The following is a 20,053-nucleotide window of genomic DNA, read 5'->3' as shown; positions in this document are numbered from 1 at the left end:
TCGGTGTGATGTCGTCAGGATGCGGCGTCGTCGTGGACGTCGCCGAGGATGATGGAGGCTTCGGCGGCGCCCTCGCCGAGGCGGTAGTTCGCTCCGATGATCGCCAGTCGCCCCTCGGCGACGGCCGTGCTGATGAGCTCGGACGCGTGGAGGAGCTGGCCGACGGTGTCGCGCAGGTGCTCGCGACCCACGACCTCGGGGTCGACGGTCTCGGGCGTCACGCCGGCGTCGGCTCCGGCTCGCAGGACGCGGCGCACGGCGGGCACGATGGGGGAGATCTGACGCCAGATGAGCGGCGGCAACGGGGGAGCGTCGATGCCGGTGCTGTCGATCGCGGCACGCACCGCGCCGCAGGCGTCGTGGGCGAGGACGACGATCAGCGGCACGTTCAACACCGCGACGGCGTACTCGAGGCTGCCGACGACGGAGTCGGAGATGACCTGGCCGGCGTTGCGGATCACGAAGAGGTCGCCGAGGCCCTCGTCGAAGATGATCTCGGCCGCGAGGCGCGAGTCGGAGCAGCCGAAGAGCGCGGCGCGCGGAGTCTGCGAGCCGGCGATCTCGTGGCGTCGCTCGACGTCCTGCCGGGGGTGACGCGGGGCGCCCTCGACGAATCGGATGTTGCCCGCGCGCATCTCGTCCCAGGCCTCCTGGGGCGTGGGGGATGCCGGAGCGGCCGCGGTCGACGTCATGGTGTCTCCTCCTGCAGTTCGACGATCTGGGTCGCGAGGCCGCGCGCAGCGGTGCGGACGGTCTCGGCGTCGATGGCCCCGCCGCCGTAGACGAGGATGGTGTCGGCTCCCGCCTGCGTCGTCAGGGCGTAGGAGATATTCCCGGCGCGCGCAGGGTCGGGGATCTCGAAGACCTCCCACGACACACCGTCGATGGTCTCGGTCGAGGTCGTGCGCGCGCCGCTGATCTGCCGCGATGCCCAGCCGGCGTCGGCGTCGAACGCCTGCTGCACGTTGACGTACCCGCTGGCGGGCGCGTAGACGATCTCCCAGGTCTGGACGTCGTCGCCGGCGAGCTCCGCCTTGTTCACGCGCCACGACTCGGGGACCTCGGGAGCCACGAGCTCGCGGCCGATGCCCGAGCCGACGTCGGCCGCGACCGCAGCGACGTCGATGCCGGGCTGCTCGGGGACCGAGCCGCGCGGCACCGCGAAGACGATCACCGCCACGACGGCGACCGTGACGATGAGCGCCGCGAGCAGGTTCCGGACGTTCTGGCTCGAGCGGTAGACCTGTGACGACGCGGCCTTCCGCGCCGCTGTCTCGTCGGGTGTCTCGGGCCGCCCCAGCTCGGCGACGACGCGAGGCCCCTTGGCCATCACGCGTCGTCCGCGCGCGTGGCGCGCGCTTCGTCGAGCCGGCGTTTGGCGCCGAGCAGCCATTCCTCGCACCGAGCTGCGAGCTGCTCGCCGCGCGTCCACAGGGCGAGCGACTGCTCGAGGGTCGGCGCCCCCTGTTCGAGCTCGGCCACGACGCGGACCAGCTCGTCGCGCGCCTGTTCGAAGCTGAGGGTCTCGACGTCGGCGGAGAGCCCTTCGGCCGGCGGAGTCATGTCAGCCATTCTAGGACGGGTCCGCCGGTGAGCCCGCCGCCTCCGCTGGCGCGGCCCCATCGTCGACGACGCCCTCGGACCGCGCCGCGAAAGCGCCGCGACCGACGGTGACGGTGACGTGCACGCCCGCCGGGGCCTGCGCCGCGTCGCGGATGATGACTCCCTCGTCGAGATGGGCGATCGCGTAGCCGCGGTCGAGGGTCGCTCCCGGGGAGAGCGCGCGCAGAGTCGCGCGGAGACGGGACACCTCGTGTCCCGCGGCGTCCATGCGGCGCGTCACGACGTCGCGACCGCGCGCCGTGAGGACGTGGAGTTCGTGCGCACGGGTCGTCATGAGCGATTCCGGATTGCGCAGCACCGGCCGCGATCGCAGCTGCTCGAGCTGCGCGAGATCGTGCGAGACGCGCTGGGTCAGTCGCGTGCGGGCGCGGCTGCGCAGCTGCTCGACGAGCGCGCGCTGCTCCGCGACGTCGGGCACGACCCGCTTGGCGGCGTCCGTCGGCGTCGAGGCGCGAAGATCGGCGACGTCGTCGAGGAGCGGATGGTCGTTCTCGTGTCCGATCGCCGAGACCACGGGGGTGGTCGCCGCGGCCACGGCGCGCAGCAGCCGCTCGTCGCTGAAGCCGAGGAGCGTCTGCGGGTCGCCGCCGCCGCGCGCGATGACGATCACGTCGACTTCGGGGTCGGCGTCGAGGGTGCGCAGCGCCGCGATGGTCTCGGGCACGCACCGGTCGCCCTGCACCGCCGCGTGGACGGTGCGGAAGGAGACATGGGGCCAGCGCAGCTCGGCGTTGCGGTGCACGTCGCGCTCGGCGTCGCTGCGCTCACCCGTGATCAGTCCGATCGTGTGAGGGAGGAACGGCAGGGTCCTTTTGCGCGAAGGGTCGAACAGCCCTTCCGACCGCAGCTTCGCGCGCAGACGCTCGAGCTGGACGAGCTGATCGCCGAGGCCGGTCGGGCGCATGGCCGACACGGTGAAGGAGAAGTCGCCGGACTTCACGAAGTAGTCGCTCTTGACGCACGCGACGACGCGATCGCCGACCTGGGGGCTCGCGCCGAGCCGCTGCAGCGTGCTCGACCAGAGGCGGAACGACAGCGCGGCATCCGCCTCGGCATCCTTCAAACGGCCGAAGACATGACCGCCGCGGAGGTTCCACGACGTGATCTCGCCCTCGACCCACACGGCGTTCCATCGCTGCACGAAGTCGCGGATGGTCTCGTTGAGCCGCGAGATCGAGGTCGGCGTCTGCGGTGAGGAGTCGCGGGGGTGGACGGCATCCGGCGGCGGCGTCTGATCGGGCGCGGTCTCGAACGACGGCATGGGGCTCCTCACGGCCGGTTCCGAGCGGCCGACAGGATGCGCCTCGTAGAATCGAGGAGTGAGCACTCCCGCCGTCCGGCTGCCCGTTCCCCGCGTGCCGGGGCGTCACGGCCGTCTCCAGGATATCCCTGTGGGCGCCGCCAAGCGGGTGCTCCTCGCGGCCCCGCGCGGCTACTGCGCCGGGGTGGACCGTGCCGTCGTCGCCGTCGAGAAGGCGCTCGAGCGCTTCGGCGCTCCCGTCTACGTGCGCAAGCAGATCGTGCACAACATCCATGTTGTGCGCGAGCTCGAGGAGCGGGGAGCGGTCTTCGTCGACGAGGTCGACGCCGTGCCGGAGGGGGCCCACGTCGTCTTCAGTGCTCACGGCGTGTCGCCCGCCGTCGTCTCGGCGGCCTCCGAGCGGAGCCTCCAGGCGATCGACGCGACGTGCCCGCTGGTGACCAAGGTGCATCGTGAGGCCGTGCGGTTCGCGCGCGACGACCGCGAGATCCTGCTGATCGGCCATGAGGGGCATGAGGAGGTCGAAGGGACCGCGGGCGAGGCGCCCGAGCACATCACGATCGTGACGTCGCCCGAGCACGCCGACACCGTCGAGGTGCGCGATCCGTCGCGGGTCGTGTGGCTGTCGCAGACGACGCTGTCGGTCGACGAGACGATGGAGACCGTTCGGCGCCTGCGCGTCCGGTTCCCCGAGCTGCAGGATCCGCCGTCGGACGACATCTGCTACGCGACCCAGAACCGGCAGGTTGCGATCAAGAAGATCGCGGCCGAGACCGACCTCGTGATCGTCGTGGGGTCGGCGAACTCCTCCAACAGTGTGCGGCTCGTGGAGGTCGCGCTCGAATACGGCGCTCGTGCCGCGTACCGCGTCGACTACGCCGACGAGATCCGCCAGGAGTGGCTCGACGGCGTCCGCACGGTCGGGGTCACGAGCGGCGCGTCGGTGCCCGAGGTGCTCGTGCAGCAGGTGCTCGCGAGCCTCGCGGACGCCGGGTACGCCGACGTCGACGAGGTCCGGACCGCGGAGGAAGACCTGATGTTCTCACTGCCGAAGGAACTGCGGACGGATGCAGCCGGCACGCAGGACGCCCGCGCACGCGGCGGACGGGGCCGGTCGTGAGCGAGCAGGAACGTCCGCGACCGCAGTACGGCGAGTACGCCACCCCCGAGGAGCAGCGCGCCCGCATCGCGGCACTGGGCGGAGAAGCACCGCACCCCGATGTGGTCGAGACGGCGCAGGTGCCGGCCCGCTCAGCGGCATCCCGCCCGCACGAGTCCGCGCGACAGCAGCTTCCCTCGCCGCGGCCGACCACGTCGGCGGCGCGCCCCACGCGGCTCGCCGACCGCATCATCACGGTGGCCCTGCTCGCTTACGGCCTGGTGACGGTGCTCGGCGCCATCCCGCAGCTGGTCGACTTCACGGGCTTCGCGCAGACGTGGATGGATATGGCGGGCATCGAGGGGACGCTCGCCGACCCCGCGGGCGGGCGAGCCTGGGGCATCGCGGCCGCTGTCGTCTACGGAGCCGGGTGGCTGCTGACGGCGGCGCTGTCGTGGTGGTCGCTGTCGCTGCGCCGGCTGTCATGGTGGATCCCGCTCGTCGGCGCGATCGTCACCTTCGTCATCGTGAGCCTGCTGCTGGCGGCTCCGCTGCTGTCGGACCCGGGCGTGATCGACGGGTTCTCGACCGGACGCTGACGCACGCCCCAGAACGACGGAACGGCGCCCCGCGGACGAATCCGCGGGGCGCCGTTGCGTGTGGTGGAGCCGTCAGCTCTGGGACTGGCCGAAGGAACCGAGCTGCTTGGTGGCCTCGACGACGCGAGCGGCCATCGCCGACTCGGCCTTCTTGCCCCAGGCGCGTGGGTCGTAGGCCTTCTTGTTGCCGACCTCGCCGTCGACCTTCAGGACGCCGTCGTAGTTCTGGAACATGAACCCGGCGACCGAGCGCGTGAAGGCGTACTGGGTGTCGGTGTCGATGTTCATCTTCACGACACCGTTCGCGACGGCGAGGGCGATCTCCTCGTCGGTCGAGCCGCTGCCGCCGTGGAAGACGAGGTCGAGCGGCTTCTCGCCCGTGCCGAACTTCGAGGCGATGCCGGCCTGGATCTCGCCGAGCAGCTCGGGCTTGAGCTTGACGTTGCCCGGCTTGTAGACGCCGTGGACGTTGCCGAACGTGAGGGCGGCGATCCAGCGCCCCTGGTCACCGAGGCCGAGGGCCTCGACGACCTGGGAGACGTCACCGGTCGTCGTGTAGAGGGCGTCGTTCGAGCCCTCGTGCTGCACGCCGTCCTCCTCGCCGCCGACGACGCCGATCTCGACCTCGAGGATCGCGCGGATCGCCTTGATGCGGGGCAGGAGCTCCTTGGCGATCTCGATGTTCTCGGCGAGCGGCACGGCCGAGCCGTCCCACATGTGCGACTGGAAGATCGGCTGGCCGCCGTCGGCGACGGCTTCCTCGGATGCCGCGATGAGCGGCAGCAGGAAGTCGTCCAGGGCCGGCTTCGGGCAGTGGTCGGTGTGGAGCGCGACCGTGATGGGGTAGTTCTTGGCGACTTCGTGCGCGAACTTCGCGAAGGCGAGCGCGCCGGTGGCGCGGCCCTTGACGGTGTGTCCGGCGAAGTAGTCGGCGCCACCGGTCGTGACCTGGATGATGCCGTCGGAGCCGGCCTCGGTCAGACCCTGGAGGACGGCGTTGATGGACTGCGAGCTGGCAGCGTTGATGGCGGGGTAGGCGAAACCACCGGCCTTCGCGCGATCCAGCATCTCTGCGTACTGTTCGGGGGTGGCGATGGGCATGAAAGCTCCTCAGATCGGCGGTGTTACCGAGCCCACTTTATCGAAGGCGGCTGTCGCCGTCCGCGGCGCGGCCGGAGAAACGATGCGCCGTGTTTGCGGAGCGCGCGCCAGACGGCTCGGCCTACCGATCTGTTAAGAATCCCGATTCCTTCGTCGCGGCACGGATGAAAACGAGCCGTCGTCACGCAGTGGCCGACCTATGCTGTGCCCCATGGTGAGTTTGACCGCCGACATGAGTCCGCTGCATCCCGATCGAAACCTCGCGCTCGAGCTCGTGCGCGCGACCGAGGCAGCGGCGATCCGTTCGGTGCCGTTCATCGGCCGCGGGCAGAAGGAGCTCGCCGATGGGGCGGCGGTCGATGCGATGCGCGCGTTCCTCACCACCGTGAACTTCGACGGCGTGATCGTCATAGGTGAGGGCGAGAAGGATGCCGCTCCCATGCTGTTCAACGGCGAGAAGGTCGGCACGGGTCGCGGACCGCAGGCCGACATCGCCGTCGACCCGATCGACGGGACCACTCTCACCGCGGAGGGACGGAACAACGCGCTCTCCGTCATCGCGGTGGCTGACCGGGGCGCGATGCTCGATGCCTCGTCGGTGTTCTACATGGACAAGCTCGTCACCGGCCCGGCGGGTGTCGGCGTCGTCGACATCCGGCTGCCGATCGCCGAGAACATCCGGCGACTCGCGAAGGCTCTCGGAAAGCCGGTCGATGAGCTGGTGGTCTCGGTCCTCAATCGCCCGCGTCACGCCCAGCTGATCCAGGAGATCCGAGATGCCGGCGCGGGTACGCGACTCATGAGCGATGGTGACGTCGCGGGCGGGATCAACGCGGCGCGGCACAACGCGCGCACCGACATGTGCGTGGGCATCGGGGGCAGCCCGGAGGGCATCGTCACGGCATGCGCGATCAAGGCCCTCGGCGGCCACATCCAGGGGCGGCTCTGGGCCCGCGACGACGACGAGAAGCAGCGTGGCATCGACGCGGGGCTCAGCCTCGACGGCCATGTGTATGAAGCGGACGACCTGGTGCGGGGCAAGAACACGATCTTCGTCGCGACGGGCGTGACCAACGGTGAGCTCGTCGGGGGTGTTCGGCGGGAGGGCGATTACGTCTACACCGAGAGCGTCGTGCTGCGCGGCGCTTCGGGGACGCTGCGTCGGATCACCTCGGAGCACCTCACCTCGAAGTGGCTCTGACACGGGGCGGGTAACTATCACGACACGACTGCGTGTCAACCACTGATGCTCCCAGCGAGGCTCTGTCACAATGGGCAGCGGTATCAACGGCGATGACCACCCTCATGTCAGCACCCGGGAGAACCATGTCGATGACAGCAAACAACCCGCCGACCGGTCAGGTCGCGGTGACGATCGACCCCGCGCGACGTCCGGACGTTCTGCTGCGCCGGCGCCACCCGGAGGGGCACCAGATGAGCGCCTGGTGGATGATCGGCGCCTTCGTCGCGGTCTCCGTCGCCGTCGTCGGCCTCGTCAACATGTTCCCGGCCTGACCCGCGAGCCCCCGCTCTTTCACACCCTCTACGGCGGCGTCACAGCCGCTCACGAAGCTCCCCGACGTCCGCGCTGAGCAGCTCGGGGGCTGTCGTCATCCTCGTCGATGCCTCGATCGGACTCGGCGCACTCGTCGCCTCGAGCCGTGTCTCGTCGATTCCCGGGAACTTCCGCGCCGTCACGAGCACCCTGCTCTCGAGCGTGCCCACGAACTTGTTGTAGGACTCGACCGTTCGCTCGATTGCTCGCCGCAGGTCGTTCGCGTGTGACGCGAGGCCGCCGAGCCGCTGGTACAGCTCGTTGCCGAGGTCGAACAGGCGCCGGGCCTCGTCGGAGACATCCTGCTGAGTCCACGTGTACGCCACCGTCTTGAGCACAGCCCACAGGTTCACCGGCGAGGCGAGGGCGACGCGCCGGCTGAACGCGTAGTCGAGCAGCGCCGGGTCTTCGTCGAGAGCCGCGGCGAGGAGCGATTCGCTGGGGATGAAGCAGACCACGAACTCGGGACTCGAGCTGAGACCCTGCCAGTAGGCCTTCTTCGCGAGCGCATCGACGTGGGCGCGGACCGCCTTGACGTGCGCCGTCAGCAGCGTCTTGCGACGCCGGGCCTCCTCACCCTGGGCGGTGACGGGGATCGCGCTCGCCTCGAGGTAGGAGTCGAGCGGCACCTTCGCATCGACCGCGAGCGCCTTGTCGCCGGGGAGGCGCACGACCAGGTCGGGGCGTCCGGCTCCGCTGTCGGAGGAGATGCTGGACTGCAGTTCGAAGTCGACGTAGCGCGTGAGCCCGGCGGACTCGACGATGCGTCGGAGCTGCGTCTCGCCCCAGACCCCGCGTGCGGCGCTCGACCGCAGGGCGCCGGCGAGCGATTCCGTCGTCGATCGGAGCGCCTCGTCGGTCTCGCGCCCGAGCCGCAGCTGCTCTGCGACCGAGCCGAACTGCTCGCTGCGTTCGCGCTCAAGCAGCTCGACCTTCGCCTGCATCGCCTGCAGCGACTCCTGGACCGGGGCGAGCGCACGCAGCACGGCCTGCTCGCGGCGTTCGCGTTCGTCGCGAGCGGCCTGATCGAGCCGAGCCTGCGTGCCGAGCTCGCGCTGCAGCTCGCGCTGTCGTTCCAGTTGCTCGGCGTGGGCGTCGCGCTCGGCCTCCGCGACCGCAGCGCGCGCTTCGAGCCGAGCGCGGTCGGCTGCTCCGTCGCGTGAGGCGCGAGCGGAGCCAGCGAACCAGCCGGCCGCGGCGGCGATCGCGGCGACGACGATGAGGATGAAGACGAGAGCGGCGTCCATGTGTCCAGGATGCCGGGTGCCTCCGACATCGCCCGGAGGCGGGTTGCGCGGCGCGGCGCGCGCGGGCCGGAAGCGCCCCGGTGAGCGAGGATGTCGGTATGAACGGCTACGTGCGCCCGACCGTCGACGCGCCGGTGTTCCGCGATGCCGACGGCGCGGTCATCGAGTACGGCAGACGCTGGCCGGGATCGCCTCCAGAAGAGACCTATTCGGTCGACACGCATCCGGAGCGCTTCGCGCCGCTGCACGCTGTCGCCGACGCTCTCATCTCGTACCTCCGCGAGACCTTCGAGGTCGACGTCGAGGAGGGTATTGACGTTGCCTCGGATCTGAACAGACCGAGCTCCTTCGCTGTGCTTCGCGCGGTGCGCCTGCGTCCCGCCGACCCGCGGTGCGCATCGGTGACTTTCGTGTTCGATGCGTATCCGGGACTCTCGGTGCACTCGGGACTGCTGTATGACGCTCACTACCCGCATTGCGGGTGCGACGCATGCGACGAGGATTGGCGGTCTATCGCAGACGAACTCGAGGAGCAGGTCTTCGCGGTCGTGACGGGGAACTTCCGCGAGGCCATCGTGCCCGGTGCCGAGCTTCCGGTGGAGCACGCGTTCAGATTCCCCGAGGGCGGCCGATCCGGCCAGTCGCGCGGGGAGGACTTTCCGGTGGAGCGGCTCTCGCGCGCCTCGGAGGTGCTCCGCGCGGTTGCGGACGGGTGGGCACCGTGGCCGCGCGCGCAGGCGTCGCGGGGTGATGGCGCATAGTCCCGCACCCCGCAGCCCGCGCGCGGCGCTGACACGGAGCCACCAATCGGCCGCGCTGAGCCGGCGACCAGCGCCGACCGAACGCTGGATTCATCAGAACCGTGGCAGCCGGGGTCGGGTCGGTCTGCGCGCGCTGAATCGGGGACCGGTACCGGCGAAGCGGCGAGCCGGGTACGCGAGTACACGAGTAAGCGCAGGCTGAACCCGCGGCCGTGCACGCCGAACCCACGACCAGCGCCAATCGAACGGCGAACTCGTCAGAACGGTGGGAGCCCCGGTCCGGGTGGGTCTGTGGTCGTGAAGGCGACGAGGGGCGGTGGTGCGTCTTCCCGGTAGATCCGTCCGATGGGTGAGGTCCAGACGAGCCGCCCGCCCGGAAGCTGTCGGACTCGCCAGCGGGTGTGGTGTTTGACGTCGTGGTGTCTCTTGCAAAGGTTGGCGAGGTTGCACACGTGCGTCGCACCGCCGTCGGAGGCAGCGATTGTGTGGTCGAGCTCGCAGCGGATCGCCGGTTGCCGGCATCCGGGGAATCGGCAGTGCCGGTCGCGGGCCCGCAGCAGTCGCACCATGGCGGCGGTCGGCCGGTAGCTGTCGCACTCGAGGACGGTTCCGGTGACCGGGTGGGTGAGCAACCGGTCCCAGGAGGTCGCGTTTCCGGCGAGTTCGCGTGCAGTGTTCGCGTCGATGGGGGAGCGGCCCGCGAGGTCGGCCGGCCCGTCGTCTTGTCCCATGAGCGTGAGCGCGGATACGGCGACCTGCACGTGCGCGCGGATGGCTCCGAGGGTTCCGTCGCCGTCGCCGGTCGCGGTGGGGTCGAGGGCGGGTGTGCCGGCGAGGAGGAGGTCGCTGAGCACGTCGGCGCGGACCTGGTCGATCGTTCGGGCATCGTCGATGAACGACGACCCGTCGCGGGTGGTCGTGTTGGCGTCGGGCGTGCCACCGTCGGCGTCGGCTCGCGCGTCGGCTCGAGCGTCGAGCGCGTCGGCTCGAGCGCCAGCCGCGCTGGCGTCAACGCCCGCCGCGTCGGCCTGCTGCCGCACGTTGATGATCTCCCGTGCCTGCCGGGTCAGCCGATCGACGATGCCATCCGCGATCACGGTCGGCAGGGTCGCGATGAGATCGGACATCCCATCCGAGGTGGCCTGCACTCGCACGCACCGCCCCGCGACGGCCTCCTCGTGCCGCTCGGTGAACGTCCGCGGGTGCATCCGTTCCGCGATCATCCGCAACGCGTCCCGCACCCGGTTCGGGGTCTCGCCCTCGCACCGCTCGATCGCGACGCGTTCGAACTCTGCCCGCTCCTCCGCGGGTACCAGGCACCCGACCTCCTGGATGACCCGCACGTGCCCCCGGACTATGCGTCCGGCTTCCCAGGCCCCCATCGTCACCGGGTAGTTCTCCTCCAGATCTCGTGCCTCATCGATCCGCCGCTGCAGGGTTCGGTCGGTCGCCACGAACACCCCAGCCAGCTCGGCGGCGATCCCGCGAAGCGCCATCTCTCGCGCCTTGATCTTTTCCGATGCGCCGGTGGCCTGCTTCTCGGCCAGCGCACCAGCCGCCGCGAGCACCCGAACCTCACGAATCTGCACCGCCCGCGCGGCATCCGAAACCCCCTCGGCATCCGCGACCAGCTGAGCGAGGACGTCGACGTCACCGTCGCTGCCCATCCCGCTGACGACTCCGCGATTCGAATGCATGTTCGAATCATGTCACGGGCCTCCGACATCGCGCCGGAACCTTCCACAGGCCCGCGAACGACCAGCGACTCCGTCAGGCCGGGCTGAGCAGCGAAGCCCCGATCGGCTCGTGCTCGGGCACGCGCACCCCCAGAAGCATCGCGAGTTCGACGAGATCGTGCGCGCCGGCCCGACGAGCCGCGTCGATGGTGATGTGTGCGCACGCGAGTGCGTCCGCCAGGGCGTCGTGGTGCGCGAAGTCGAGGAACCCGACAGCAGCGGCCACGAGCGGCAGCCGGTAGGAATCGAGCTGGTACGTCTTTCGTGCCAGCTGCACGCTGCACACCGAGCGGATCGCGGGGAGTGCGGCATCCGTCGCCTCGCAGGCTCGACGCAGCACCGCCATGTCGAAACCCGCGTTGTGGGCGACGAGCACGTCGTCACCGATGAAGTCGAGAAGGCGGGGGAGCTGCGCGACCCAACCGGGGGCATGCTCCACCGCGTCGGCGGTGATCCCGTGGATGGACACGTTGATGTCGAAGAAGCGGTCGTGGCCGGAGGGCGGCCGGATCAGCCAGCCGTCGGATGCGACGACCTCGCCGTCGCGGACGCGGACGAGTCCGACCGAGCACGCGGATGCACTGGAGGAGTTCGCCGTCTCGAAGTCGATCGCGGTGAAGTCCAGTGCCACGGCACAAGCGTCACCCGCGTTCGGAGCGCGGGAAGGGAGGCGCGCCGCCGAGCCGGGCGATCCGGATCGGTCGGAGGCGATGCCGGCGGGCCACGTAGACTGGATGCCCGTGGCTCTCACCATCGGAATCGTAGGACTGCCCAACGTCGGCAAGTCGACCCTCTTCAACGCCCTGACCAAGAATCAGGTTCTCGCGGCTAACTACCCGTTCGCGACGATCGAGCCGAACGTCGGCGTGGTGAACCTCCCCGACCCGCGCCTGAAGGTGCTGGCCGAGATCTTCCACTCCGAGCGCATCCTTCCCGCCGCGGTGTCGTTCGTCGACATCGCCGGCATCGTGCGCGGTGCGTCGGAGGGTGAGGGGCTGGGCAACCAGTTCCTCGCGAACATCCGCGAGGCCGACGCGATCGCGCAGGTCGTCCGCGGCTTCGCCGACGACGACGTCGTGCACGTCGAGGGTGCCGTGAACCCGCAGAACGACATGGAGACGATCAACGCCGAGCTGCAGCTCGCCGATCTCCAGACCCTCGAGAAGGCGATCACCCGCTACGAGAAGGAGGTTCGCGGCAAGAAGCTCGACCCCTCCGTGCTCGAGGCCGCAAAGGCTGCGCAGGACGCCCTGCAGCGTGGCGAGTTGCTCTCGGGATCGAGCATCGACCTCGCGCCCATCAAGGAGCTCGGTCTGCTGACGGCCAAGCCCTTCATCTTCGTCTTCAACGTCGACGAGGCCGTTCTCACCGATGACGCGCGCAAGGCGGAACTCGCCGCTCTCGTCGCGCCCGCGCAGGCGGTGTTCCTCGACGCGAAGATCGAGTCGGAGCTCATCGACCTCGACCCCGAGGAAGCCGCCGAGCTGCTCGCGTCGACCGGTCAGGACGAGTCGGGCCTCGACCAGCTCGCGCGCATCGGGTTCGACACGCTGGGCCTGCAGACCTACCTCACCGCGGGCCCGAAGGAAGCGCGCGCCTGGACGATCGGCAAGGGCTGGAAGGCCCCGCAGGCCGCCGGCGTGATCCACACCGACTTCGAGAAGGGCTTCATCAAGGCCGAGGTCATCTCGTTCGAGGACCTCGTCGCGACCGGCTCGGTCGCCGAGGCTCGCGCGAAGGGCAAGGCGCGCCTGGAGGGCAAGGACTACGTCATGCAGGACGGCGACGTCGTGGAGTTCCGCTTCAACGTTTAGGCCGTACTCCCGGATCGGAAAACATCTGTAGCGGTTCGACCTAGGGGCTGAGAGCATCGGCCCATGAACCGATGGCCGCGCCGACCACTCGTCATGCTGATCGTCGCCCTCGCGCTGTGGGGCGTTTCGATGCCTTTCGCGTTCGTTGCGGACGGAGGCTGGCGAATCGCGGGGTTCATCGTCTTCGTGTCGAGCATGATCTCGAGCTTCGTCTTGATCGTGCGACAGCAGATGCGGCAGAGCGAGGCCGATTCCGACACCTGACGGACGACAACGCGGTGCAGACCAACCCCACCCCGTTACCAGCCCCCGCACGTTCCATCAACCGGTGGGCACCGCGCTGCGACCCTGCCTAGCGTGGATGTCATCTCGACTCGAGGAGGCAACACTATGGCCACGAACACCACCACCACGCGTAACAAGCGCCGCGCCGCCGGCGCCGGTCTGACGAACGAGCAGAACGCCGAGAGCGGCTTCCGCGCTTCGCAGAAGCTCAGCGAGAACACCCAGAAGGTGCTCGTCGACCTCATCGAGCTGTCGCTTCAGGGCAAGCAGGCGCACTGGAACGTCGTCGGACGCAACTTCCGCGACACCCACCTGCAGCTCGACGAGATCATCGATGCCGCGCGCGAGTTCGCCGACACGGTCGCCGAGCGCATGCGTGCGCTCCACGCCCTGCCGGACGGCCGCAGCGACACTGTCGCCGAGACGACGACGCTGCCGGAGTTCCCGCAGGGCGAGATCGACACCGCCGAGGTCATCGACCTCATCACCGAGCGCCTGGAGGCGACGATCGGAACCTGCCGCGACGTGCACGACGAGGTCGACGAGGAAGACCCCACGACCGCCGACATCCTGCACTCGATCCTCGAGCGCCTCGAGCAGCTCGCCTGGATGGTCAGCGCCGAGAACCGCAAGCCGCAGGGCTGACAGAGCCCCAGGGTCGGCCAAGCGCCGAGCCGCGGCCGGGGAGACCCGCCCCGAAGACCCCGCCCCATGACCACCGCGTCCGGGCGGGGTCTTCGCGTCTCCCGCAGTTCAGACCAGCCGCGGGTCGATCATCGTCATGCCCGCGGCGGGCGCACTGTCCATTTCGGGCAGCAATCGGGCACCTTCCTCCAGCCCGACCACCCGCTGCACGAGGTCCTGCGGGCGCAGGCTGCCGTCGCCGATCAGCGCCATCATCCCGGGGTAGTCCACCGCCGCCATGCCGTGACTCCCGAGCAGGTCGAGTTCCCACGCGATGACGCGGGCCAGGGGAGCGGCGCTACGACCGGATGCCGAGGGCAGCAGCCCGATCTGCACGTGACGCCCTCGGCGACGAAGGCTCAGAATCGCATCGGATGCGGTCTGCTCGCTGCCCACCGCATCGACCGAGACGTGGCTGCCCCCGCCCGTCAGCTCGTGGACGATCGCCGGCACGTCGCGCCCGTCGGCGGCGACGACGTGCTCCGCCCCGACCTCGGAGGCGGTCTGCAAAGCGGCGTCCGAGCGGTCGACCGCGATGACGCGCGCGCCCAAAGCCCGCGCGATCATCACCGCGCTGAGACCGACGCCGCCTGCGCCGACGATGGTGATCCACTCGCCGCCGCTCAGGGCTGCGCGGGCGATCAACGCGCGGTAGGCCGTAGCGAAGCGGCATCCGAGCGCCGCCGCAGCTTCGAACGAGACGCCGTCGGGGATGCCGACGAGGTTGACGTCGGCGGCCGGCACGATAACCCGCTCGGCGAACGAGCCGGCGTAGGTGAAACCGGGCTGCTGCTGGTGGGGGCAGACCTGAGCATCGCCGCGGGAGCACCACTCGCATCGACCGCAGCCGATGACGAACGGCGTCGTGACGCGATCACCCACCAGCCAGCCCTCGACGTCGGAACCGACCTCGGAGATGACGCCCGAGAACTCGTGTCCCGGGGTATGCGGCAGGGCGATGTCGTCATGACCTGCCCAGGCGTGCCAGTCGCTTCGACAAAGCCCGGTGGCGCGCACCGACACCACCACGCCATCGGCGGGGACGTTCGGATCGGCCACCTCGCGAACCGTCACCGGCCCGCGGATGCTGTCCATGACCATCGCTCGCACGATCGGCCACGCTACGCCATCGAGCGCGCCCGCGCCGCACGGTCGGCGGCAGTGTGACGCGAAAGGTCAGGCGTCGCGGAATCCCTCGAGGTCGGGGTCCCACTGGGCGGGAGGCTCGTCGTCGACGGCGTAGAGGTGGGCGCCCTCCGCCCGCCGGGGGTAGCTCTCGTGCGCGCGCAGATCGTCCGCGCCCTCGGAGAAGTCCGGTTCATCGGCGTCCCACTCGACGGGGGCGGACAGCACGTCGTTGCCGACGCCGATCACGAGTTCGGCCTCATCGACGCGGCCGCTCGGCTCGAGCACGATCGGAATCCGCACGGCCTCCGCACGGCCGTAATTGGCCACGGCGGCGGTGAGCTCGACCAGTGCCTCCGCAACGTCATCCGTCGTGATCACCGTGTCGCCCGCGTACGTGATTCGTCTCATGGCAACACTGTGTCGGGTAACCGCATCCGGCACCTCGCACTTGCGCGGACGGTGATCATCGGATACTGCCCGAGTCGGCCGGGATCATCGCACGATGCTCTCGGCTGGTCAACGCGCCTGACGCGATCTGCGGCGCTGCCTACCGTGGTCGGGAGCGTCGAGTCGACGCGCCGACAGCGAGGGAGACGTGATGAGCCAGCAGGACCCGGCGACCGACCAGGAACCGCTCTCCGAGCCGGAGGCCGTCCGCAAAGACATGCGCTACAGCCCGGCGAGCGACACCGAGACCCGCGAGAAGCAGGACGAGGCGCCGACCAGCCCCGATGAGGACGTCGACGACGACCTCGTGCGGGCTCGTCCCGGCACGGGTGGTCCTGACGACGTCGGGGACGTCGACGTGCCGGCCGAGGACCTCAACCTGCCCTGGCGAGACGACGAGGCGAGCGCCTGAGGGCTCACCGCTCCGCCGCGCGGGCGGTCAGTTCCACCCGACGGTATTGAACCACTGCGCCCGCGCCTCGCCCTCGGCGGCATCCGTCGTTCCGCGGAAGGCATCGTGACGTTCCAGACGACCGTCGGTCAGCTCGACGAATCCGGTGCACACGGGGCACATGCCGCGCCCGAAGGGAAACCCGTCGGGCAACGAGGGTGCCGCCTCCGCGGGCTCGCCGCTGCCGGCGCACAGTGGCGGATCTGCTTGAGCGTCCGACCACATCTGCGACGTGCCCAGGCGATTGTGCAGGCCGGCGTGTCCCCGCGGACGCGTGCAGAGCGCCGACCCGCGGCGGGACCGGCACCACAGTGCGGTCGGGTAGTCCGCGGCGGCCGGCGCGTTCACCCGATCAGATCCGGATGCCGCAGATGCCGCACTCGCCCGCGGCGGACACCTCGACGAAGCAGTCCGGGCACATCGCCCGCACGACATCCGAGGGAGCCGGCGCCTTCGGGGCGCGCGGAGCGGCCGTGCGGGGAGCGGCTCGCCGGGCCGGCGCGGTGCGCGCGGCGACGGCGGGCTGCTTGCGTTCGGGCACGTGGGCTTCGCAGTAGAACCGGACGAAGCCGCCGTGGTTGGTCGGGTGACGGTGCTTGACCGCCCACAGGTGGTCGCGGTCGTGCGCGCCGGCATCAGCGGGACACGCGGCGCATCGCGCGGGATCACCCGGCATGACGTCGGCGACGCGGTAGGGCGTCTCGTAGGTGAGGCGATCGCGCCAGTCGGCCGAGTCGACGATTCTCATGGTGGTCCTCTCCGGCACTCGCGCGCCGGATTCCAGCGTACCCGCGGCCCCGGGGAGGCGGTCCGCCCACCATCCGGTGAACATTCGCGGAACGGGGTGCGCCGCCGCGTCCGCCAGACGGTGGCCTTTGCGACAGTGAGGGGGTCACCACCGGCGAGAGGGCGCGAATGGAACTGGCGACCCGAGCACCGATGGACGTCCTGCTGCGTCCTGCTGCGCTGGCCCGCGCCTGGATGGGGCCTGGGCGCGATCCTGAGACGATCGCCGTCCCCGGCGTGGTGCTGGGACCGGGAGATGTGCTGGTGCGCATCGACCTCGTCACGATCACCGAGGACGACCTCGCCATCACCGACGGTGACGAGCAGTGCCCGGTTCCCACGGTTCTCGGTCGTGAGTTCGTCGGCAGGATCGCCGCGCTCGGCGGCACCGTCGCGGCGGTGGATGGCATTCCACTCGAGCTCGGGGAGCGCGTCGTGAGCGCCGTGGGCCCGCACGAGCGCATCGGCGCGCACCGCGAGCTCGTGGGCGGCTTCGCGACCCATGTGCATCTCGTCGAGGGCACGCCGATCGCCCGCGTGGGCGAAGCGCTCCCGGCCTGCATCCTGGCGCCCGTTCCCGGCGCGGGCGCGCGGGCGGCCGCGATCATGCGACGTCTGGAAGAGGCCGCCGATCCGGAGGATCTCCTCGTGACGGTCGCGGGCACGGGCGCCGATCCACTCGTGCTCGCGGCGATGATCGCCGCGAGCGGTGGCCGGCCACGGGTGGCTTCAGCCGATCCTCGGGTCCGGGCCCGGGCCGAGCGCTTCGGGGCCGCGCTGGCGCCCGAGCACATCCTCGAAACGGACCTGAGCGCACGCTTCATGGCCGCAAGCCCCGACCCCCGGGAGCTCGTCGTGCGGGGCGGGGCGCCCACGCCGGCCGATCTCGTGGCGGCGGTCGCGTTCATGCGTGCTCCGGGCACCCGGCGCTACCCGTTCGCCGACCTCGTGTCGGCGCCGCTTCCCTTCGCCCGGCTCGACGAGGCGATCGACCTCGCCCGCGCGGGCCGTCACCTCCGTGTGGCGATCGCCCCCGGAGCATGAGCTCGCGAGGGCGATCGGATGCGGCGTCGGCGGTCGGGACGGATGGCTCAGGCGGTCTGCCCGGAGTGCTCGCCCTCTTCGATCTCTTCGACGACCTTCGCGTTGAAGGCGGGCAGGTCGTCGGGCGTCCGGCTCGAGACGAGGCCCTGGTCGACCACGACCTCCTCGTCGACCCAGGTCGCGCCGGCGTTGACGAGATCGGTGCGCAGACTCGGGAAACTCGTCAGCGTGCGTCCCGAGAGGACGTCGGCCTCGGCGAGGATCCATGCCGCGTGGCAGATGGCGGCGACGGGCTTGTGCTGCTCGAAGAACGCGCGCGTGAAGTCGACGGCGTTCGCGTCGAGTCGGAGGTTGTCGGCGTTGACGACGCCGCCGGGGAGGACGAGCGCGTCGTATTCATCGGCCTCGGCGTCGGACGTGACCACGTCGACCTTCTGGGAGTGACCGTTCTTGCCGGTGATCTCGCCAGATTCCGGAGCGACGAGGACGACGGTGGCGCCGGCGTCGGAGACGGCCTGCCACGGCGAGGTCAGCTCGCTGTCCTCGAAGCCGTCGGTTGCCAGGAATGCGATCTTCTTGCCATCGAGAGTGCTCATGGATCCGACGGTACGCTCGGCCGGGGGACGCTGCGACGCGCTTGACAGCCTCAGCGACGCATGGTCCCCTGCGGGGTTACGATGGCGATATGTCCACCGCATCCACGCCTCAGCCTCAGACCCTGCAGCCGGTTCCCGATGAGAAGAACCTGCTGATCACCGCCAACGACGACGCAGGCTCGTGCTGCGGCGGGGGATGCTGCTCGACCTCCTGAACGTCGCTTCGAGGCGATGACGAAGCCGCCGGTGCGTGATGCACCCGGCGGCTTCGTCGTTCGCGTTCGGCGACGCCGGACGGCGGCTCAGTGCGGGGCGGGTGCGCCCTCGGGGCTGTCGGCCGGCTTGCGGATGAGAAGGGCTCCGATGATCAGCGGCGACGCGATGATCGCGGCCACGAGGAAGGCGGCACGTGCGCCCTCGGCGCCCGCGGCCGTCGTCCCGGGTTCGAGCGCTCCCGCCTCCGCGGCGGACATGACGGTGATGAGCAGTGCGATGCCCGCGGCTCCTGCGACCTGCTGCACCGTGGAGACGATCGCACTGCCGTACGAGTAGAACCGGGGCTGCAGCGAACCGAGGGATGCGGTGAAGAGCGGGGTGAACGACATCGCCAGGCCCAGCGAGAGTGTGGTCTGCAGCGCCAGCAGCAGCCACACCGACGTGTTCTCGGTGAGGGTCGTGAAGCTCCACAGGATGCCGGTCACGATGACGGCGCCGGGGATGAGGAGCACGCGCGTGCCCCAGCGGTCGTAGACGCGCCCGATGAACGGGCCGGCGATGCCCATCGCGAGCGATCCCGGGAGGACGAGGAGCCCGGACTCGAGCGCGGAGAGCCCGAGCACGTTCTGCATGTACAGCGGCAGCAGCGTGATGGCGCCGAAGAAGGCCATCGACATGACGGCCAGCTGAGCGACCGACAGCGAGAAGTTCGTGGAACGGAACACGCGCAGGTCGAGCAGCGCGTCATCGCTGCGCTGGAGGGCGATCTGCCGCCAGACGAAGGCGCCGAGGGCTATCACGCCGACCGACAGAGCGATGATGAGCGGCAGGTTCGACGCCGGGACCGCGGCCTCGGCATCGCCGCCGCCGTGTCCCGCGGCGCCGATCTGGCTGAGCCCGAACACGAGCCCGCCGAAGCCGAAGGCCGACAGAACGACGGAGAGGACGTCGAGGGGCGCGCGTCGGGTCTCGCCGAGGTTGTGGATCCAGCGGACCCCGATCGCGAGGGAGACGAGCGCGATGGGAAGGACGACGCCGAAGATCCACCGCCAGCTGAGGGTATCGAGGAGGAATCCGGAGAGGGTGGGCCCGATCGCCGGGGCGAGCGACATGACGATGCTCACCCGTCCCATCATCCGGCCGCGGGCGTGCGGCGGTACGACGGTCATCAGCGTCGTCATGAGCAGGGGCATCATGATCGCCGTGCCCGAGGCCTGCACCACGCGCGCGACCAGCAGGAATCCGAAGCCGGGAGCGAGCACGGCGATGAGCGTTCCCGTCGAGAACAGGGTCATCGCCGCGGTGAAGACGGCGCGGGTGGTCAGTCGTTGCAGCAGGAAGCCGGTGATCGGGATGACGACGGCCATCGTCAGCATGAACGCGGTCGTGAGCCATTGCGCCGCCACGGCCGTGATCCGGAAGTCGGCGATGAGATGGGGGATCGCGACGCCCATCGTCGTCTCGTTGAGGATCGCGACGAAGGCTGCGACGAGCAGGAGCCAGATGACCCGGTTCGCCTCGGCCGAGACGACGGTCGGCGCACCCGGGTGCGCGGTGGGCGTGGATGCTGTGGTGGACGACGGCGCGACGGCCATGGGCAACTCCTCGGTCGGAAGATCG

At 70.2% G+C, this 20,053-nt stretch carries 25 protein-coding genes; 11 read left to right on the top strand and 14 right to left on the bottom strand.

Features of this window, described 5'->3' with window-relative positions; genetic code table 11:
* Positions 1-14: 14 nt before the first annotated feature.
* The 4 genes from CBF90_RS04625 to xseA are packed head-to-tail and all read right to left on the bottom strand — an operon-like array spanning position 15 to position 2,884.
* Complete coding sequence (locus CBF90_RS04625) at positions 15-692, bottom strand: carbonic anhydrase (protein ID WP_036304560.1); 678 nt, start codon at positions 690-692, stop codon at positions 15-17.
* A complete protein-coding gene (locus CBF90_RS04620) occupies positions 689-1,330 on the bottom strand; it encodes a DUF4245 family protein (RefSeq protein WP_023950418.1) in 642 nt (213 codons plus the stop codon). Before CBF90_RS04620 ends, CBF90_RS04625 begins: the two co-directional genes overlap by 4 nt.
* Entirely contained in the window at positions 1,330-1,563 is a 234-nt protein-coding gene (locus CBF90_RS04615) for an exodeoxyribonuclease VII small subunit (RefSeq protein ID WP_023950420.1), read from the bottom strand. Before CBF90_RS04615 ends, CBF90_RS04620 begins: the two co-directional genes overlap by 1 nt.
* 10 nt (positions 1,564-1,573) lie before the next feature.
* Positions 1,574-2,884, bottom strand: a complete 1,311-nt coding sequence (gene xseA / locus CBF90_RS04610; RefSeq protein ID WP_088380009.1) for an exodeoxyribonuclease VII large subunit — start codon at positions 2,882-2,884, stop codon at positions 1,574-1,576.
* A 58-nt stretch (positions 2,885-2,942) separates the two neighbouring features.
* Here xseA and CBF90_RS04605 point away from each other — a divergent pair, with 58 nt between their 5' ends.
* Positions 2,943-4,004 (top strand): 4-hydroxy-3-methylbut-2-enyl diphosphate reductase, encoded by a 1,062-nt coding sequence (locus CBF90_RS04605; RefSeq protein ID WP_081731715.1) that lies wholly within the window; start codon positions 2,943-2,945, stop codon positions 4,002-4,004.
* Entirely contained in the window at positions 4,001-4,582 is a 582-nt protein-coding gene (locus CBF90_RS04600) for a DUF6264 family protein (RefSeq protein ID WP_064956491.1), read from the top strand. Before CBF90_RS04605 ends, CBF90_RS04600 begins: the two co-directional genes overlap by 4 nt.
* 72 nt (positions 4,583-4,654) lie before the next feature.
* Here the strand turns inward: CBF90_RS04600 and fbaA are convergent, their stop codons facing one another.
* On the bottom strand, positions 4,655-5,683 hold the full coding sequence (fbaA, locus tag CBF90_RS04595; RefSeq protein WP_064956492.1) for a class II fructose-bisphosphate aldolase: 1,029 nt from the start codon (positions 5,681-5,683) through the stop codon (positions 4,655-4,657).
* A gap of 211 nt (positions 5,684-5,894) precedes the next feature.
* On the opposite strand from fbaA, the gene glpX reads away from it, so the two are divergent.
* Complete coding sequence (glpX, locus tag CBF90_RS04590) at positions 5,895-6,884, top strand: class II fructose-bisphosphatase (protein WP_036304839.1); 990 nt, start codon at positions 5,895-5,897, stop codon at positions 6,882-6,884.
* A 131-nt stretch (positions 6,885-7,015) separates the two neighbouring features.
* On the top strand, positions 7,016-7,198 hold the full coding sequence (locus CBF90_RS04585; RefSeq protein WP_023950432.1) for a hypothetical protein: 183 nt from the start codon (positions 7,016-7,018) through the stop codon (positions 7,196-7,198).
* Positions 7,199-7,237: 39 nt separating this feature from the next.
* Here the strand turns inward: CBF90_RS04585 and rmuC are convergent, their stop codons facing one another.
* Entirely contained in the window at positions 7,238-8,485 is a 1,248-nt protein-coding gene (gene rmuC, locus CBF90_RS04580; protein WP_064956494.1) for a DNA recombination protein RmuC, read from the bottom strand.
* Between the two features lie 98 nt (positions 8,486-8,583).
* Here rmuC and CBF90_RS04575 point away from each other — a divergent pair, with 98 nt between their 5' ends.
* The gene (locus CBF90_RS04575) at positions 8,584-9,246 is read left to right on the top strand and encodes a DUF6226 family protein (protein WP_088380008.1); all 663 of its coding nucleotides are present in this window, start codon (positions 8,584-8,586) and stop codon (positions 9,244-9,246) included.
* Positions 9,247-9,503: 257 nt separating this feature from the next.
* On the opposite strand, the gene CBF90_RS04570 is transcribed toward CBF90_RS04575, so the two are convergent.
* Both CBF90_RS04570 and CBF90_RS04565 read right to left on the bottom strand, forming a co-directional pair.
* Positions 9,504-10,943, bottom strand: a complete 1,440-nt coding sequence (locus tag CBF90_RS04570) for an HNH endonuclease signature motif containing protein (protein WP_242435583.1) — start codon at positions 10,941-10,943, stop codon at positions 9,504-9,506.
* 73 nt (positions 10,944-11,016) lie between these two features.
* Complete coding sequence (locus CBF90_RS04565) at positions 11,017-11,613, bottom strand: exonuclease domain-containing protein (protein WP_023950440.1); 597 nt, start codon at positions 11,611-11,613, stop codon at positions 11,017-11,019.
* A 109-nt stretch (positions 11,614-11,722) separates the two neighbouring features.
* Here CBF90_RS04565 and ychF point away from each other — a divergent pair, with 109 nt between their 5' ends.
* The 3 genes from ychF (at position 11,723) to CBF90_RS04555 (ending at position 13,726) form a co-directional block, all read left to right on the top strand.
* Positions 11,723-12,796 carry a redox-regulated ATPase YchF gene (gene ychF, locus CBF90_RS04560; protein WP_064956497.1) on the top strand — a complete coding sequence of 358 codons (1,074 nt, stop codon included), beginning with the start codon at positions 11,723-11,725 and terminating at the stop codon, positions 12,794-12,796.
* A gap of 63 nt (positions 12,797-12,859) precedes the next feature.
* A complete protein-coding gene (locus CBF90_RS18175) occupies positions 12,860-13,060 on the top strand; it encodes a hypothetical protein (protein WP_141097129.1) in 201 nt (66 codons plus the stop codon).
* A 126-nt stretch (positions 13,061-13,186) separates the two neighbouring features.
* Complete coding sequence (locus CBF90_RS04555; protein ID WP_023950448.1) at positions 13,187-13,726, top strand: Dps family protein; 540 nt, start codon at positions 13,187-13,189, stop codon at positions 13,724-13,726.
* A 108-nt stretch (positions 13,727-13,834) separates the two neighbouring features.
* On the opposite strand, the gene CBF90_RS04550 is transcribed toward CBF90_RS04555, so the two are convergent.
* Both CBF90_RS04550 and CBF90_RS04545 read right to left on the bottom strand, forming a co-directional pair.
* On the bottom strand, positions 13,835-14,875 hold the full coding sequence (locus tag CBF90_RS04550) for a zinc-dependent alcohol dehydrogenase family protein (protein WP_088380006.1): 1,041 nt from the start codon (positions 14,873-14,875) through the stop codon (positions 13,835-13,837).
* A gap of 66 nt (positions 14,876-14,941) precedes the next feature.
* Entirely contained in the window at positions 14,942-15,301 is a 360-nt protein-coding gene (locus CBF90_RS04545; RefSeq protein WP_088380005.1) for a hypothetical protein, read from the bottom strand.
* A gap of 190 nt (positions 15,302-15,491) precedes the next feature.
* On the opposite strand from CBF90_RS04545, the gene CBF90_RS04540 reads away from it, so the two are divergent.
* On the top strand, positions 15,492-15,752 hold the full coding sequence (locus tag CBF90_RS04540) for a hypothetical protein (protein ID WP_064956499.1): 261 nt from the start codon (positions 15,492-15,494) through the stop codon (positions 15,750-15,752).
* A gap of 27 nt (positions 15,753-15,779) precedes the next feature.
* Here CBF90_RS04540 and CBF90_RS04535 read toward each other — a convergent pair whose 3' ends face one another.
* Positions 15,780-16,139: a hypothetical protein gene (locus CBF90_RS04535; RefSeq protein ID WP_242435582.1), complete on the bottom strand. Its 360-nt coding sequence runs from the start codon at positions 16,137-16,139 to the stop codon at positions 15,780-15,782.
* 4 nt (positions 16,140-16,143) lie between these two features.
* The gene (locus CBF90_RS04530) at positions 16,144-16,539 is read right to left on the bottom strand and encodes a hypothetical protein (RefSeq protein ID WP_064956500.1); all 396 of its coding nucleotides are present in this window, start codon (positions 16,537-16,539) and stop codon (positions 16,144-16,146) included.
* Positions 16,540-16,706: 167 nt separating this feature from the next.
* Between CBF90_RS04530 and CBF90_RS04525 the strand changes: the two genes are divergently transcribed.
* Positions 16,707-17,621: an alcohol dehydrogenase catalytic domain-containing protein gene (locus CBF90_RS04525; protein ID WP_088380004.1), complete on the top strand. Its 915-nt coding sequence runs from the start codon at positions 16,707-16,709 to the stop codon at positions 17,619-17,621.
* Between the two features lie 47 nt (positions 17,622-17,668).
* Here CBF90_RS04525 and CBF90_RS04520 read toward each other — a convergent pair whose 3' ends face one another.
* Positions 17,669-18,217 carry a type 1 glutamine amidotransferase domain-containing protein gene (locus tag CBF90_RS04520; protein ID WP_088380003.1) on the bottom strand — a complete coding sequence of 183 codons (549 nt, stop codon included), beginning with the start codon at positions 18,215-18,217 and terminating at the stop codon, positions 17,669-17,671.
* A gap of 89 nt (positions 18,218-18,306) precedes the next feature.
* Here CBF90_RS04520 and CBF90_RS18870 point away from each other — a divergent pair, with 89 nt between their 5' ends.
* The gene (locus CBF90_RS18870) at positions 18,307-18,432 is read left to right on the top strand and encodes a hypothetical protein (RefSeq protein ID WP_256977771.1); all 126 of its coding nucleotides are present in this window, start codon (positions 18,307-18,309) and stop codon (positions 18,430-18,432) included.
* 87 nt (positions 18,433-18,519) lie between these two features.
* On the opposite strand, the gene CBF90_RS04515 is transcribed toward CBF90_RS18870, so the two are convergent.
* On the bottom strand, positions 18,520-20,028 hold the full coding sequence (locus CBF90_RS04515) for a DHA2 family efflux MFS transporter permease subunit (RefSeq protein ID WP_023950464.1): 1,509 nt from the start codon (positions 20,026-20,028) through the stop codon (positions 18,520-18,522).
* Between the last annotated feature and the right edge of the window lie 25 nt (positions 20,029-20,053).

The organism is Microbacterium sp. AISO3 (assembly GCF_002204305.1).
Taxonomy (GTDB): Bacteria; Actinomycetota; Actinomycetes; order Actinomycetales; family Microbacteriaceae; genus Microbacterium; species Microbacterium arborescens.
Note: the sequence above shows the minus strand (reverse complement) of the source record. Positions and strands in the feature narration are given on the sequence as shown.